The organism is Sphingobium abikonense NBRC 16140, assembly GCF_001598335.1.
GTDB classification, from domain to species: Bacteria; Pseudomonadota; Alphaproteobacteria; order Sphingomonadales; family Sphingomonadaceae; genus Sphingobium; species Sphingobium abikonense.
The window spans coordinates 312821-327243 of sequence record NZ_BCYT01000003.1; the positions used below are offsets into that span (position 1 = coordinate 312821).

14 protein-coding genes are annotated in these 14423 nt (G+C 65.4%); 5 read left to right on the forward strand and 9 right to left on the reverse strand.

The window, feature by feature from the left end; genetic code table 11:
• Nucleotides 1–94 precede the first annotated feature (94 nt).
• From SAB01S_RS05405 to SAB01S_RS05420, 4 genes are all read left to right on the forward strand, one after another.
• Nucleotides 95–805, forward strand: coding sequence for a VIT1/CCC1 transporter family protein (locus SAB01S_RS05405; RefSeq protein WP_062732058.1), 711 nt, complete (start codon nucleotides 95–97; stop codon nucleotides 803–805).
• A gap of 41 nt (nucleotides 806–846) precedes the next feature.
• Nucleotides 847–1392: a glutathione peroxidase gene (locus SAB01S_RS05410; RefSeq protein ID WP_062732059.1), complete on the forward strand. Its 546-nt coding sequence runs from the start codon at nucleotides 847–849 to the stop codon at nucleotides 1390–1392.
• Nucleotides 1389–2699, forward strand: a complete 1311-nt coding sequence (locus tag SAB01S_RS05415) for a M20/M25/M40 family metallo-hydrolase (protein ID WP_062732060.1) — start codon at nucleotides 1389–1391, stop codon at nucleotides 2697–2699. The genes SAB01S_RS05410 and SAB01S_RS05415 overlap by 4 nt, the downstream gene beginning before the upstream one ends.
• Before the next feature lie 101 nt (nucleotides 2700–2800).
• Nucleotides 2801–3445 (forward strand): trimeric intracellular cation channel family protein, encoded by a 645-nt coding sequence (locus SAB01S_RS05420; protein WP_062732125.1) that lies wholly within the window; start codon nucleotides 2801–2803, stop codon nucleotides 3443–3445.
• A gap of 12 nt (nucleotides 3446–3457) precedes the next feature.
• Here SAB01S_RS05420 and SAB01S_RS05425 read toward each other — a convergent pair whose 3' ends face one another.
• Nucleotides 3458–4855, reverse strand: coding sequence for a helix-turn-helix domain-containing protein (locus SAB01S_RS05425; protein ID WP_062732061.1), 1398 nt, complete (start codon nucleotides 4853–4855; stop codon nucleotides 3458–3460).
• Between the two features lie 137 nt (nucleotides 4856–4992).
• Here SAB01S_RS05425 and SAB01S_RS05430 point away from each other — a divergent pair, with 137 nt between their 5' ends.
• Complete coding sequence (locus SAB01S_RS05430) at nucleotides 4993–6585, forward strand: isocitrate lyase (protein WP_062732062.1); 1593 nt, start codon at nucleotides 4993–4995, stop codon at nucleotides 6583–6585.
• A gap of 423 nt (nucleotides 6586–7008) precedes the next feature.
• Here SAB01S_RS05430 and SAB01S_RS05435 read toward each other — a convergent pair whose 3' ends face one another.
• From SAB01S_RS05435 to flgG, 8 genes are all read right to left on the reverse strand, one after another.
• Complete coding sequence (locus SAB01S_RS05435) at nucleotides 7009–8061, reverse strand: flagellar motor protein MotB (protein WP_062732063.1); 1053 nt, start codon at nucleotides 8059–8061, stop codon at nucleotides 7009–7011.
• A gap of 3 nt (nucleotides 8062–8064) precedes the next feature.
• Entirely contained in the window at nucleotides 8065–8928 is an 864-nt protein-coding gene (motA, locus tag SAB01S_RS05440) for a flagellar motor stator protein MotA (RefSeq protein ID WP_021228803.1), read from the reverse strand.
• A 125-nt stretch (nucleotides 8929–9053) separates the two neighbouring features.
• Complete coding sequence (locus SAB01S_RS05445; RefSeq protein WP_062732064.1) at nucleotides 9054–9899, reverse strand: flagellin; 846 nt, start codon at nucleotides 9897–9899, stop codon at nucleotides 9054–9056.
• 18 nt (nucleotides 9900–9917) lie between these two features.
• Entirely contained in the window at nucleotides 9918–11255 is a 1338-nt protein-coding gene (gene flgK, locus SAB01S_RS05450; protein ID WP_062732065.1) for a flagellar hook-associated protein FlgK, read from the reverse strand.
• Nucleotides 11252–11593, reverse strand: coding sequence for a rod-binding protein (locus SAB01S_RS05455; RefSeq protein ID WP_062732066.1), 342 nt, complete (start codon nucleotides 11591–11593; stop codon nucleotides 11252–11254). The genes flgK and SAB01S_RS05455 overlap by 4 nt, the downstream gene beginning before the upstream one ends.
• Entirely contained in the window at nucleotides 11593–12732 is a 1140-nt protein-coding gene (locus tag SAB01S_RS05460) for a flagellar basal body P-ring protein FlgI (protein ID WP_062732067.1), read from the reverse strand. The genes SAB01S_RS05455 and SAB01S_RS05460 overlap by 1 nt, the downstream gene beginning before the upstream one ends.
• 107 nt (nucleotides 12733–12839) lie before the next feature.
• The gene (locus SAB01S_RS05465) at nucleotides 12840–13520 is read right to left on the reverse strand and encodes a flagellar basal body L-ring protein FlgH (RefSeq protein ID WP_031299290.1); all 681 of its coding nucleotides are present in this window, start codon (nucleotides 13518–13520) and stop codon (nucleotides 12840–12842) included.
• 9 nt (nucleotides 13521–13529) lie between these two features.
• Nucleotides 13530–14318 carry a flagellar basal-body rod protein FlgG gene (gene flgG, locus SAB01S_RS05470; protein ID WP_021228797.1) on the reverse strand — a complete coding sequence of 263 codons (789 nt, stop codon included), beginning with the start codon at nucleotides 14316–14318 and terminating at the stop codon, nucleotides 13530–13532.
• Between the last annotated feature and the right edge of the window lie 105 nt (nucleotides 14319–14423).

Here is a 14423-nt window from a genome sequence, read left to right on the forward strand (position 1 = left end):
TATGGTCGGATGCTCTTTTCGCTCCATGCTATCGCGGGGATCGACTTCGCACGTGCGTCGCGGCACTGTGCGCCTCCGAACCAGAAGGAAGCCGATGGACAGCAGCACCACCGCCCCGCCGCATCACGCCGTCCATTATGTCAACCGCGTCGGCTGGCTGCGCGCGGCCGTGCTGGGGGCCAATGACGGGATCGTCTCGACCGCCAGCCTGATGACCGGCATCGCCGCGTCGGGCGCAACCGGCCAGTCCGTGCTATTGTCGGGCATCGCCGCGCTGGTCGCGGGCGCCATGTCGATGGCGGCGGGGGAATATGTCTCGGTCAGCGCCCAGTCCGACACCGAACGCGCGGACCTTGCCAAGGAAGAAAAGGCGCTGCGCACGCAGCCCCATGCCGAATGGGTCGAACTGCGCGACATCTATGTCGATCGCGGCCTGACCCCCGATCTCGCGGGGCAGGTGGCGCAGCAATTGATGGATGCCGATGCGCTGGGCGCCCACGCCCGCGACGAACTGGGCATTTCCGATCTTGCGACCGCGCGCCCGGTGCAGGCCGCGCTCGCTTCGGCCGCCAGCTTTGCCGCCGGCGCGACCCCGCCGGTGATCGCCGCCGCCCTTGTTCCCGCCGCCACGGCGATTCCCGCCATTGTCGGCATTTGCCTTGCTTGTCTGGCGCTGCTCGGTTTCATCGGGGCGCGGCTGGGCGGGGCCAGTCCGCCGCGCTCGATCCTGCGCACGCTGCTGTGGGGCGCGCTCGCCATGGCGGTCACGGCGGGCGCGGGGCATCTGTTCGGCGCGGCCATTTGATGCCAAGGTCGCGCCCATCATGATTTCACGGGAGACACGATATGGCCGATATCCAGCAAATACCGCTCAAGACCATCAAGGGCGACGACGCCAGCCTGGCCGACTATGCGGGCAAGGTGGTGCTGGTGGTCAATGTCGCCTCCAAATGCGGCCTCACCCCGCAATATGAGGGGCTGGAAAAACTCTATCGCGATTACAAGGACAAGGGGCTGGTCGTCACCGGCTTTCCCGCCAATGATTTCGGCGCCCAGGAACCGGGCAGCAATGACGAGATCGCGACCTTCTGCACCACCAATTTCGGCGTCGATTTCCCGATGTTCGAAAAGATCGTCGTGACCGGCCCGGACAAGCATCCGCTCTATGCAGCCCTCACCAGCGCCCAGCCGGCCGCCCAGGGGGAAGGGGAGGCGTTTCGCGAAAAGCTGGTGGGCTATGGCATCACGCCGGGCGATGCGCCTGAGGTCCTCTGGAATTTCGAGAAATTCCTGATCGCAAAGGATGGCAGCGTCGCCGCGCGCTTCGCGCCGACCACCAATCCCGACGACCCCGCCCTGATCGCCGCGATCGAGGCGGAACTGGCGAAATGATCCGCACGCTCGTTTGCGCCGCCCTGCTGCTGGGTGGCGCGCCGATCGCCCAAGCCGCGCTCAGCCCGGCCGAACGCAAAATCGGGGAGAGTGTCGAGGCGGGCTATGAACCGTCCGTCGCGCTGCTTGAAAAGCTGGTGAACCAGAATAGCGGATCGATGAACATGGCGGGCGTGAAGGCGGTCGCCGACATGCTCCGCCCGCAATTCGAGGCGCTGGGTTTTGCCGTCGCGTGGAAGCCCATGGACGCGGCCAAGCGCGCCGGCCATTTCATCGCCACGCACAAGGGGCGGCCGGGCACGACGAAAATGCTGCTGATCGGCCACCTCGACACCGTGTTCGAACCCGACTCGCCGTTCCAGCGCTTCACGCGCGACGGCGATTTCGCCACTGGCCCCGGCGCCGCCGACAATAAGGGCGGGGTCGCCACCATGCTGCTCGCGCTCCAGGCCATGCAAGCCGCAGGGACGCTCAAAAATGCGAATATAGAGGTTGTGCTGACCGGCGATGAGGAGGATTCGGGCGAACCGATCAGCGTCGCCCGTGCCGACCTTATCGCGGCGGGCAAGCGCGCCGACGTCGCGCTCGATTTCGAAGGCCTCTCGCAGGAGGATGGCAAAGATATGGGCGCCATCGCCCGCCGCTCGTCGAACAGCTGGACGCTGACCGCCACCGGCAAATCGGGGCACAGCTCGGGCATCTTCTCGGCCAAGGCGGGCGACGGCGCAATCTATGAAATCGCCCGCATCATCACCCGCTTTCGCCAGGACCTGCCGGAACCCAATCTGACCTTCAATGTCGGCCTGATCGGCGGCGGCCAGAGCGCGGAGGTCGACAAGGATGGCGTGCGCATCGCCGTCACCGGCAAGACCAACATCATCCCGCCTATCGCCGTCGCCAAGGGCGATTTCCGCACCTTGAGCGAGGAACAGACCAAGCGCGTGCAGGTGAAGATGCAGCAGATCGTCGGGCAGGATCATCTGCCCGGAACATCGGCGACCATCGCCTTTGACCTTGGCTATCCCTCCATGGCGCCGACACCGGGAAACCGCGCGCTGCTCGACCGGCTGAACGTCGTCAATCGCGACCTTGGCCTTGCCGACATGCCCGCGCTCGATCCGCTGAAACGTGGCGCGGGCGATATCGCTTTCGTCGCGCAGGATGTGGACGGGCTTGTCGGCCTTGGCCCCGCCTCGACCGGCGATCACAGCCCGGCCGAACGCGTCGACCTCGCCAGCATGAAGCGCCAGGCCAAGCGCGCCGCCATCCTCATGAGCCGGCTCGCCAGCGAAAAGGGCGGAAAATAAACGTCATTCCCGGTCGGGCTGATCGCCGTCAAAGCCCTGTCCTATCGTCAAATGGGCAGGGGCTGAGCGGTCAGCCCGACCGGACCTAGTTGAAAGCCTATATGCTCCCGCCCACCCCCTCGCTCGCCACGTCCATCGGCCCGGTGCTCGAAACGCTCAGCATCCTTGGCACCTTCGTCTTCGCTGCGTCCGGCGCGCTGGCCGCCGCGCGGCTGCAACAGACGCTCGTCACCTTCGCCTTCTTCGCGTTGGTGACGGGGGTAGGGGGCGGCACAGTTCGCGACTTGCTGATCGGCGCGCCGGTCTTCTGGGTGGTCGATGCCGTGCCCGCGATGGCCTGCATGAGCGCGGCCGTCATCGTCTGGTTCACGCCGCGGCGCTGGTGGAGCGACCGCGCGCTTGACTGGCTCGACGCGATCGGCCTTGCCGCCTTTGCCGTATTCGGCGCGGCCAAGGCGTTGAGCTTTGGCGTCCCGCCCTTCGTCGCGGGCATGATGGGCGTGGTCACGGGCTGCGTCGGCGGCATCATGCGCGACTTGCTGGCGGGCGAGCCGTCCATCCTGCTGCGTCCCGAACTTTACGTCACCGCCGCCGCCTTCGCCTCCGGCCTGTTCGTGGCGCTGCGCTGGATCGGCCTTGACGTGCCCGTCGCCGGCCTCATCGCCGCCATGCTGGCCTTTGCCCTGCGCGCCATGGCGATCGCACGCGGCCTTGGCCTCCCCATCTACCGCCAACCGGGCGACTGAGCGCGTAGAACCTCACCCCTCACCAAACCCAAATGGCGCGCGGGTGCGGCGATAATCGTCGGGCATCATCTCGCGGCCGATCGGCGGGGCGGATCGCGCCATGCATTGCGCCCGGTGGCACAGGCGGCAGGTCACGCCGATCGGCGTCGGATTGCTCACCCCCATGTCGCGCGCATAGATCAGTCGATGCGCATGCTCGGCGGCGCAGGCCAGCGCGATCGCGCGATCGACTTTGGGCGCCCCCCAGCCACCGCCCCCCGCAGTCACCGTCCGCGCGATCGAGAAGAAACGCTGCCCGTCGGGTAGTTCCAGCCATTGGGTGATGACCTCGCGCGGCCGCTCGAACGCGCGATGCACCGACCAGAGCGGGCAGGACCCGCCATGCCGCGCAAAGGGAAATCCCGCCCCGTCCAGCCTTTTGCTGACATTGCCCGCCGGGTCGACCCGCAGGAAGAAGAAGGGCACGCGCTCCTGCCCCGGCTTCTGCAAGGTCGTCAGTCGATGCGCGGTCTGTTCGAAACTGGTGCCGAACTGGCGGCTGAGCGCCTCCACATCATAGGCGCGGGCCTCCACCGCCTTGGCGAACGCGCCATAGGGCATCACGATCGCCGCCGCGCCATAGCTTGCCAGCGCCCGCCGCGCCAGCCGTCGCCCGCTGTCCCCGCTGAACTGCCCCTCCTTCAGCAGCGCGTCGAAACTCTTGCGCATTTCCAGATAGGCGATCTGCAACGCCAGCTGGAATTGCGCGCTCGCCCCGTCCAGCGCATCGTCCAGCAGCACCGCGTCGCGATGCCGGTCCAGCCGCCGTACCGATCCTGCCATCACGTCGGACGGCAGCCGCCGCACGCGCAGGCCGTGCCGCGCCTTCAGCCACGCCGCCAGGCCGCCTTCCGCCTCCGCCTCGCCTGCCAGTCGCTCGGCGGCATCGTCCAGCAGCGGAAAGCTGTTGCGCCGGGCCGCCAGGAACCGGCGGGATTCCGCCACCGGATCGGGCGCTTCGGCCGTATCCGTCCGCGCCACGCTGCGATCGGCCAGCGCCAGATGCTCCTCACGATAGGCGGTGTAGAGACGCAGCAGCGCCTCGGTAACGCCGGGATAATTGACCGCCACATCCTCGCTGGCGAGCGGCGGCAGGTCGATGTCCGCGAACATCGGGTCTTTGAGCACCGCGCTTAGCCGCGCCCTCTGCTCCGCACCGCCGTCGCCCGCTACTTCCGCCATGTCCAGCTTATAGGTGCGCGCCAGCCGCAACAGCATGTCGGCGGTCAAAGGGCGTTGGTTGCGTTCCAGTAGCGCGACATAGGATGCGCTGATCTCAAGATCTGCCGCCATGTCCGCCTGGGTCAGCCCCAGCTCGCGGCGCAATCGCCGCAATCTTGGCCCCATATAGACCGGCCGATCCTTCGCCACAAAGCCTCTCCCTACAGACTTTACAACTATACAGAGAAAATCTGTAAAGATCGACAACTGAACGTCATGCCCGGTCCCGCATCCCGCCGCGCCTGTCTAAGTCGCTGTCTATGATGTTCAGGCGAAGGGATGAGGACATGACCTATCATAGCGAGATTGCCAAAGCGGATGATCTGATCGGCGGCCACACGGGATGGGATGGCATCGCCCCCGAATCCGTCGCCCGCATGCGCCTCCAGAACCGGTTCAACACCGGGCTGGACATCGCCCGCTATACCGCCAGGATCATGCGCGCCGACATGGCCGCCTATGATGCCGACCCGGCCGCCTACACCCAGTCTCTGGGCTGCTGGCACGGCTTCATCGGCCAGCAGAAGATGATCTCCATCAAGAAGCATTTCGGCAGCACCAAGGGGCGTTACCTCTATCTTTCGGGCTGGATGGTCGCCGCGCTGCGCTCCGAATTCGGGCCGCTGCCCGACCAGTCCATGCATGAAAAGACCAGCGTCCCCGCGCTGATCGAGGAACTCTACACCTTCCTCAAGCAGGCCGATGCCCGCGAACTGGGCATGCTGTTCCGGGATCTCGATGCGGCGAAGGCCGCGAAAGATGCGGTCAACACCCATCGGCTGCTGCACAAGATCGACGACTATGAAACCCATGTCGTTCCCATCATCGCGGACATCGATGCGGGCTTCGGCAATGCCGAGGCGACCTATCTGCTGGCAAGGAAGTTCATCGAAGCGGGCGCCTGCTGCATCCAGATCGAAAATCAGGTGTCGGACGAAAAGCAGTGCGGGCATCAGGATGGCAAGGTGACGGTCCCGCATGAGGACTTCCTCGCGAAGATCCGCGCGGTCCGTTACGCCTTCCTGGAACTGGGCGTCGATGATGGCATCATCGTCGCCCGGACCGACTCGCTGGGCGCGGGCCTCACCAAGCAGATCGCCTATGTCCGCGAGGCCGGCGACATTGCGGATCAGTATAACAGCTTCCTCGACTGCGATCCGGTCGATCCTGCCACGATCGGCCATGGTGACGTGCTCATCACCCGCGACGGCCAGTTGCTGCGGCCCAAGCGCCTGCCCAGCAATCTCTACCAGTTCCGCCCCGGCACGGGCGAGGACCGCTGCGTGCTCGACTGCATCACCGCCCTGCAAAATGGCGCGGACCTGCTGTGGATCGAAACCGAAAAGCCGCATATCGGCCAGATCGGTGGCATGGTCAGCCGCATCAGGGAGGTCATCCCGAACGCCAAGCTGGTCTATAACAACTCGCCCAGCTTCAACTGGACGCTGAACTTCCGCCAGCAGGTTTACGACGCCTGGGCGCAGGAAGGGCGCGACGTGACCGCCTATGATCGCGCACGGCTGATGAGCATCGATTATGATGATACCGAACTGGGCCGCGAGGCGGATGAGCGTATTCGCACCTTCCAGCGGGATGCCGCGCGCGAAGCGGGCATCTTCCATCACCTCATCACCCTGCCGACCTATCACACCGCTGCGCTCAGCACCGACAATCTGGCCAAGCGCTATTTCGGCGAGGAAGGGATGCTGGGCTATGTCAAGCAGGTCCAGCGCGAGGAAATTCGCCAGGGCATCGCCTGCGTCAAGCATCAGAATATGGCCGGTTCCGACATCGGCGACGATCACAAGGATTACTTCGCCGGAGAAGCGGCCCTGAAGGCTGGCGGCGCGCATAATACGATGAACCAGTTCGCCGCCTGATCCCTTATGGCGCGATTCCACCGCGCCCGCATCCACCGTTTCGCCCTGTCTGATCCCGATGGCATGGCGGAACGGTGGATGCCCCGATCGAAAGGCGCCCTCATTCGCGGCCACTGACCCGCGAGCACGACCATCGCGCGGAGACAAATACACTCCCTTCGCGCGCGTGGGTGGAAGCACTGGACGGCCCGGCTGCGAAGTCGGGCCGTTTTTTCGCGTTCGGAACCAGCTCCGCCACATTCTCCTATGCCAGCGGTAGGCAGGCCCGTGCGGTGCTGAAAAAGTGGCCTATGAGACCGCACAACCCGTCCGCGCCTGAGCCAAACCGCGAGCATTGCCTTACGCAACGGCGTGAAAGGCCGGTTCAATTCCAGTTCAATCCGCTTTGCGGACGCCCCGGCTCGCGTCTCGTAAATCCTCGCCTCAATGCTTGCCGGGCTTGCTCGATGTGCCCGGCGCGGCGGGGTTTAGCAGTTCGACGCCTGCGGGGAGGGCGGTGCCGCCCATGTCGAGCTTGCGCGCCTGTTCCTGCGCGACGCGGCGGGGATCGTCGCGTTCCTTGATCGCCGCGCGGGTTTCAGCGTCGGTGTCCTCGTCGCTGGCATCGCCGCTGCCACCGCGGCTCCAGCCCAGGATGATCGACATGCGCCGGTTGCGCGGGTCGTAGCGATTATCCTTCACGAACGGTTCGCGGTCGGCGACGCCTTCGATCCGGGCGAAGCGGGGATTGCCGATGCCGCTGTCCGCCAGCGCCTGGCGCGTCGATTCCGCGCGGGCGGACGACAGGCGCCAATTGTTCATCGACTTGCCCGACGCATAGGGCAGGGCGTCGGTATGACCGCGCACGATGAGGTCGTTGGGCATGGTCTGCAGAACGCTCGCCACTTCGCCCACCAGCGCGCGCGCTTCGGGGACGAGCCGGTCGGTGCCCATGGCGAACATCGCGAAATCGGCTTCGTCGATCAGGTCAATGCGCAACCCTTCGCGGGTTTCGGTAAAGCGGACATTCTTGCGCAGGCGCGACAGGCCCTTGCGGTTCATGCGCGCTTCCAGATCCTTCTTGATCGATTCGAACTTCTGCCGGTCGGCCGCGCGCATCGCCTTGCCGCCCTGGTCCTTGGTGCCGGTGGCGTCGCGCGGGATGGTGATGGACAGATTGCCCACGCCCCCCGTGGTCGGATAATTATCCTTTCCCGTCAGGCTGTCGCCGCCCATCAGGCCGGTCGACCCGGCCGACGCCATTTTGAGCTCCACCAGCGTCGGCGTGAAATAATCGGCCAGCGCCTTGCGCTGCTTTTCGGTGGTCGCGCCCAGCAGCCACATCAGCAGGAAGAAGGCCATCATCGCCGTCACGAAGTCGGCATAGGCGACCTTCCACGCGCCGCCATGATGACCGCCATGCCCGTCGACGATGATTTTCTTGACGATGATCGGCCTTGGTTCAGGCTCGTTCGCGCCGCGCTTTTTCTCGGCCATGGCTTATTTGTTCCGCATGCCGTCGAACACCTCGGCAAAGCCGGGCTGGTTGGCGTGGATCAGGCTGGAACGCGCGGCTTCGATCACCAGCGGCTGCGGGTGGCCGTGCAGCGAGGCGATGATGATCTGCTTGACCACATGATAGATGGCGCCGTCCTGCTCGATCACCGCGCGGCAGCGATTGGCGAAGGGGTTGACCATGCCATAGGCGAGCAGCACGCCCAGGAAGGTGCCGACCAGCGCCGATCCGATCATCGCGCCCAGCACCGAAGGCGGCTGGTCGATCGAACCCATCGTCTTGACCACGCCCAGCACCGCCGCGACGATGCCCAGCGCCGGCAGCGCGTCGGCCAGGCCCTGAAGATTGTCGGCGGGCTTGAGCGCTTCATGGTGATGGGTCTTGAGGCTGTTGTCCATCACCTCCTCCACCGCATGGGGATCCAGGGTGCCGGACGAGACGACGACCAGCCGCAGCGTGTCGCTGATCAGGTGGATCAGCGTCTTGTCCTTCATCAGCTTGGGATATTCGGCGAAGATGGGGGAGGTGCCCGGATCCTCGATATGGGGTTCGAGCGCCACCGGCCCTTCGACCCGCAGCGTCTTCATCAGCTTGCTGACGAGGAAGATGCAGTCGAGGAAATCCTGTTTCTTGTAGGCGGGCCCCTTGAACACCTTGGCAAGGCCGCCGCCCAGCGCCTTCAGGTCCGCGCCCGAATTGCCGATGATGAGCGCGCCGACGGCCGCGCCGCCGATGATCAGCATTTCGTGCGGAAGCGCGTGGAGCACCGGGCCGATATCGCCGCCGGTGAAGATGAAGCCGCCGAACACCATGCCCAGAAGCACGACAAGGCCGATGATTGCGAACATGACTATCCCCGAAAGTAGCGCCTGTGTGGCGGTGGCTGCGTCAGCGCCGGTGCGCTGGTCCCTTTCTGGTTAATACGGACTGGTTAGCATCCGCTTTAGGACGTCGACGCCTTTTTACGCGACCATCAGCTGATGAGGTCGAACAGCGTCTTCTGGTTGATGCGCGCATAGGCGGACTGCGCCGCTTCAAGTTGCAACAGCTGCGACTGGACGCGCGAGATCACTTCCTGAAGATCGGTGGATTCCAGGTCCGCCCGCCGTTCGGTGAGGTCAATGTCGACATCGGTCAGCCGGTCGCCGATGACCTCCAACCGGTCGCTGCGCACGCCTTGCTTGGCCTGTTCGACGGTGATGTGCGCCTGCGCCGCCTTCACCCCGTCGAGCGAGCCGGCAATGTCCGCGTCGACGCCGCTTTCGACGGCGGCGATGCTGGCGGCGAGCACGGCGTTGATCGACATGGGCGTGCCATTGACGTCGATCCCCTCCGACACTTCCTGCCTGGTGCCGACAACCGCCAGGTTGAGGCCCCGGCTCACCGGCACGAGCGTGCTTTGCCCGTCATCGAATACGGGCGTGCCCTGATAATCGGTCTGGTTGAGCATTTCGTCGATCGTGGTGCGGATCGTGCCCAGTTCCTCGACTATGGCGGCGCGGCTGGTGTCGTTCAGTGACCCGTTACGGGCCGACGTCACCAGTTCCTGCGCGCGGGTGAGGAGGTTGTTGATTTCCGACAGGTTGGATTCGGCGGTGGCGGCGCGGGTCGTGCCATAGCTGACATTGGCCTGCCAGGCGGCCTGCTGCGCCTGCGCGCGGCCGATGTCGGACACCTGCACCCAGGCGAGCGCATTGTCGGACGGCTTGTTGAGCGTGATGCCGGTCGAAATGGCGGTCTGCCCGTCGACGATGCTTTGCGACAATTTCTGTTGCCGGCGCATTTCAGCGAGCATGATCTTGTTGGTGATGCCTACCATGGGTCAGCCCTTTGCCGGTCAGATGATGTTGAGGATGGAATCGATGGTTTCCTTGGCGATCTGCAATATCTTGGCGCAGCCCGAATAGGCCTGTTGCAGGCGCAAGAGGTCGGCCGCTTCCATGTCGAGATCGACGCCGCTTACCGCCTCGCGCGCGGCGACGGCCTGGTCGCTGCGGTTGGTCGCGGTGTCAAATTCCGCCTGGGTCGCGCCCAACAGATTGGCGTGGGTGGCGACCAGCGATGTCCAGGCCTGTTCGACGCTGCCATTGCCGCGCAAGGTGGAGGTGACGGTCAGAAGATTGCCGTTAAGCGTGCCATCGGCGGACTTGAGCGCCAGCAAAGCCGGATCGGTGACGAGCGCCGTCACATTGGCCGCGCCGCCGCCATAGGAGAGGAGCGGGACGCCCGCGTCGCCAGCGTCCGTCAGGCCCTGCGCATGCCAGGCATTGACGTCGGTGACGAATTTTTCGGCCAGCGTGTCGAGGCTGGCGCGGCGTTCGGTGACGGTCTGCGCGGCGGAAAACAGGCCGCCCAGCGTGCCATTGGCGGGCGCGCCGAGCGCGGTGCCGTCGGCAAGGCTGAGCGCCAGCGTGCCATCGGCATTGGCGGCGACCGACAGGCTGGCGGCGCTGTTGCCGCTCACCAATGTCTGCCCGGCAAAGCTGATTTCGGCGCTGTCATGCGCGCCGAAGCTGATCGTGACGTTCAGATTTTCCGACAGGTCCTGCAAGGCCGCGTCGCGGCTGTCGAGCAACTGGGCATAAGCGGACGTGCCCGGTTGCGCGCGCAGCAGGCTGTTGTTGATATTGGCGAGCGCGGAGAGCGAACGGTTGATCGTTTCGACCGAGGCGGTGGCTTCGGTCGCAATGCCGTCCGACACATTTTTAAGGTCGGCCGCGGTCTGGTTGAACGATTGCGCCACGCGGCTGATGCTGTCGAGCGTGGTGACGCGCAGCGACGTGTCGCCGGGGCTGGCGGCCAGCTTTTCCATGTTCTGGAACATGCTGGTCATCAGCTGGCCGACGCCCGTGCTGCTGTCGTTCATCGCGGTTTCCGCGTCGGTCAGCCAACGCAGCCGCGCCGTCGTGCTGCCCAACGTCATGCCGGTCGAGCGCACCGTCGCGTCAAGATAGGGGTCGCTCGCGCGGTCAACGCCCATCACCTGCGTGCCGCCGAAATTTGCTTTCGCGATGTAGAGCGACATGGTCGAGGTGGACGCGCCCGATTCCGCCGTCGTCACCGTGCGCCGGGCATAGCCATCGGTGCCGGCATTGGCGATATTTTCGGAAATGGCGGCCATCGCAGTGCGATAGGCCTTGGTCCCCGACGACCCGATGATGAAAAGGTCGCTCATGCGCCGGGCGTCCCGGCCGCGCCGTCAGGGGCGGGCGCATCGGCAGCTGTTGGGGCGACGCGCGCGCCAAATTGCTTGATCAGCAGTTCGGCAATGCCCATGGCGCCCTTGCTGGCCATGGCGTCGGCGGTGCGCGCGTCGGCCATGTCCTGAAATTGCTGGGTGGCGCTGGAATCGGTGATGCCCTCGGCCAGGCTGGCCGAGCGCATCGCGCCGATCATCTGGCGCAGGAACACCGCTTCGAACTGCTGGGCGACCTTGTCCAGCGCGGCGCGGTTCGCGCCGCCCGCGCCGGACCCGGCCGTTGCCGTCGTCGAGGAAGTTGTCGTCACCTGCATCACAGCACCACCAGATCGGCTTTCATCGCGCCCGCCTGTTTCAAGGCTTCGAGGATCGCGACCATGTCCGCGGGGGATGCCCCGATGGCGTTGACCGCCTTGACTATATCGGCCAGCGACGCCCCACCTTTAAAATTGACCATCGGTTTTTTCTGCTCGTCGATGCTGATGTTGCTCGACGGCTCCAGCGCGGTCTGCCCCTGGCTGAAGGGCGCGGGCTGCACCACGCGGGGCGATTCATTGACGCTGACCGTCAGTTTTCCGTGCGCGACGGCGGCCGGATGAATCTTGACCGCGCCGTTGATGACGACCGTGCCGGTGCGCGCGTTGACGATGACGCGGGCCGGCGCGTCGGCGGGCGCAACCTCGATATTTTCGATCATGCCCATCATCATGATGCGCTGCCCCGCGCCGGGCGCGGCGGCGATCGTCACCGATACAGCGTCGACCGCGCTCGCCCGGTTGTCGCCAAAGGCGCGGTTGATGCCATCGGCCACGCGCAGCGCGGTCGTCAGGTCCGCTTCGGCAAGGTTGAAGGTCAAGGTGGGCGCGGTGTCGAAACCGGTGGCCACCGCCCGTTCGACCGTCGCGCCGCTGGGGATGCGGCCGGCCGAGGGGATGTTGACCGACACCTGGCTGCCATCGGCGCCGGATACGCCGAGGCCGCCGACGGCAAGGTTGCCCTGCGCCATGGCGTAGATTTCATTGTCCGCGCCGCGCAGCGGGGTCATGATCAGCGTGCCGCCGCGCAGCGACTTGGCCTTGCCCAGCGCCGACACGGTAACGTCCAACCGCTGGCCGGGCTTGGAAAAAGCGGGCAGGTCGGCCGTCACCAGCACGGCCGCGGCGTTCTTAAGCGCCGGATTGACGCCCTGCGGCAGCGTCAGGCCAAAGCGCGACACCACGCCCTTCATGCCCTGCGTCGCATATTCGATGCTGTCGTCGCCCGTGCCGGCGAGGCCAACGACAATGCCGTAGCCGGTCAGCTGGTTGGGTCGCACGCCCTGGAACGTGCCGAGATCCTTGATCCGCTCGGCATGGGCCGGGGTGACGAGGGCGAAGGCGGCGACCAGCGCGACGAACCACCCTCCCCTGGAAGGGGAGGGGAGCCGCCAGCGACGCTGGTGGTAAAGGGGCATCCCTCTGTCGATGGGGTGACACCCCTCCGTCAGGGCTGCGCCCTGCCACCTCCCCTTCCAGGGGAGTAATGAAAAGAGGCGGTGGAAAACGCTCACTTGGCTCTCCATCAGAAGGGGCTGATCGCGGAGAAGAAACGCTGGAGCCAGCCCTGGCGGCTGGCATTGGCGATCTCGCCCTTGCCCTTGTAGATGATCTTGGCGTCGGCGACGCGGGTCGAGGCGATGCGGTTGTCCGGGCTGATGTCGGCCTGGCGGACGAGGCCGCTGATCTGGATGAATTCGTCACCGCGATTGAGCGTCAACGCCTTCTCGCCCTTCACCAGCATGGTGCCGTTGGGATAGACCTGCGCGATGGTGACGGTGATTTCGCCCGACAGCGCGTTCGACTGGGTCGCCGCGCCCTTGCCGGTGAAGCCGTTATTGCCGCCCATCGCGACGTCACTTGCCGAAAACAACTTGGAAAGCACGCCGGTGGTCGGCGGCGTCAGCCCGAAGGAGCCGCTGCGGCTAGTGTCGGCGCTGTTGCTCTTGGACGCCTGGGTGCGTTCGACCAGCACGATGGTGATGATGTCGCCAACGGTGGTGGCGCGCGCGCCGCTGGTGAGCGGCGTATAGCCGACCGACGTCTGGAAGATGGAGCCGTTGGCGGCAGGCGCGGCCGGCTGGGCAATGACGGTCGGCGCGAAATATTCGCGCTCCACCTCGCGCTTCTTCTTGCGCGCATCGGCGGGCGATGCGGCGAGGGCAAGCACGGAAACGGCGGCGACAAGGGCGAAGGACAGGCGCATCATGATGGCTCAGATATTCTGGTTGACGTACTGGAGCATTTCGTCGGTCGCCTTGATCATCTTGCTGTTGACCTCATAGGCGCGCTGCGTCTCGATCATGTCGACCAGTTCCTCGACGATGTTGACGTTGGATGTTTCCAGATAGCCCGAGCGGATGACGCCGCGCCCTTCCAACCCCGCGATCCCGACCTGCGGCGTGCCGCTGGCGGCGGTTTCGACCAGCAGGTTGCCGCCGACGGATTGCAGGCCCGACGGGTTCATGAAGCTGGCAAGCTCGATCTGGCCGAGCTGGCTGGGTTCGCTTTCGCCCTGCAACGTCGCGGACACCGTGCCGTCATTGCCGATCGACACCGATGTCGCGCCCTGCGGCACGGTGATCTGCGGGATGAGCGGCAGCCCGTCGCCGGTGACGATCGTCCCTTCGGCGGTGACGCTGAAATTGCCGGCGCGCGTATAGGCGATGGAACCGTCAGGCTGCTGCACCTGGAAATAGCCCGATCCCTCGATCGCCATGTCCAGCGCGTTGCTGGTCTGGGTCAGCGTGCCCTGCGTATTGATCTTGCTGGTGCCCTGAAGCGCCACGCCCGATCCCAGGTTCAGCCCAGTGGCGAACTTGTTTTCGGCGTCGGAATTGGCCCCGGCCTGCACGATCTGCTGATAGGCCAGCGTCTCGAAATCGGCGCGGTCCTTCTTGAAACCGGTCGTGTTGACGTTCGCCAGGTTGTTGGCGATGACGCGCATCTTCGTGTTCTGCGCGTCAAGGCCGGTGCGGGCGACATGAAGGGCGGCGTTGCTCATCGTGCATTCTCCGTGGCGCGGTCCTCAAGCGGGCCGCTCAGTCGTCGGCGCGATCCTCAAGCGGATCGCTCATGCACGCATCAAAGCAAGAGGCGTGCCAATATT

Excerpts from the sequence above, each read along its gene's own strand:
- SAB01S_RS05405 (WP_062732058.1), top strand. The coding sequence starts at position 95 with ATGGACAGCAGCACCACCGCCCCGCCGCATCACGCCGTCCATTATGTC.
- SAB01S_RS05420 (WP_062732125.1), top strand. The coding sequence starts at position 2,801 with ATGCTCCCGCCCACCCCCTCGCTCGCCACGTCCATCGGCCCGGTGCTC.
- SAB01S_RS05460 (WP_062732067.1), bottom strand. The coding sequence starts at position 12,732 with ATGCCCCTTTACCACCAGCGTCGCTGGCGGCTCCCCTCCCCTTCCAGG.
- SAB01S_RS05455 (WP_062732066.1), bottom strand. The coding sequence starts at position 11,593 with ATGCAGGTGACGACAACTTCCTCGACGACGGCAACGGCCGGGTCCGGC.
- SAB01S_RS05430 (WP_062732062.1), top strand. The coding sequence starts at position 4,993 with ATGACCTATCATAGCGAGATTGCCAAAGCGGATGATCTGATCGGCGGC.
- SAB01S_RS05435 (WP_062732063.1), bottom strand. The coding sequence starts at position 8,061 with ATGGCCGAGAAAAAGCGCGGCGCGAACGAGCCTGAACCAAGGCCGATC.
- flgK (WP_062732065.1), bottom strand. The coding sequence starts at position 11,255 with ATGAGCGACCTTTTCATCATCGGGTCGTCGGGGACCAAGGCCTATCGC.
- flgG (WP_021228797.1), bottom strand. The coding sequence starts at position 14,318 with ATGAGCAACGCCGCCCTTCATGTCGCCCGCACCGGCCTTGACGCGCAG.
- SAB01S_RS05410 (WP_062732059.1), top strand. The coding sequence starts at position 847 with ATGGCCGATATCCAGCAAATACCGCTCAAGACCATCAAGGGCGACGAC.
- motA (WP_021228803.1), bottom strand. The coding sequence starts at position 8,928 with ATGTTCGCAATCATCGGCCTTGTCGTGCTTCTGGGCATGGTGTTCGGC.
- SAB01S_RS05445 (WP_062732064.1), bottom strand. The coding sequence starts at position 9,899 with ATGGTAGGCATCACCAACAAGATCATGCTCGCTGAAATGCGCCGGCAA.
- SAB01S_RS05415 (WP_062732060.1), top strand. The coding sequence starts at position 1,389 with ATGATCCGCACGCTCGTTTGCGCCGCCCTGCTGCTGGGTGGCGCGCCG.
- SAB01S_RS05465 (WP_031299290.1), bottom strand. The coding sequence starts at position 13,520 with ATGCGCCTGTCCTTCGCCCTTGTCGCCGCCGTTTCCGTGCTTGCCCTC.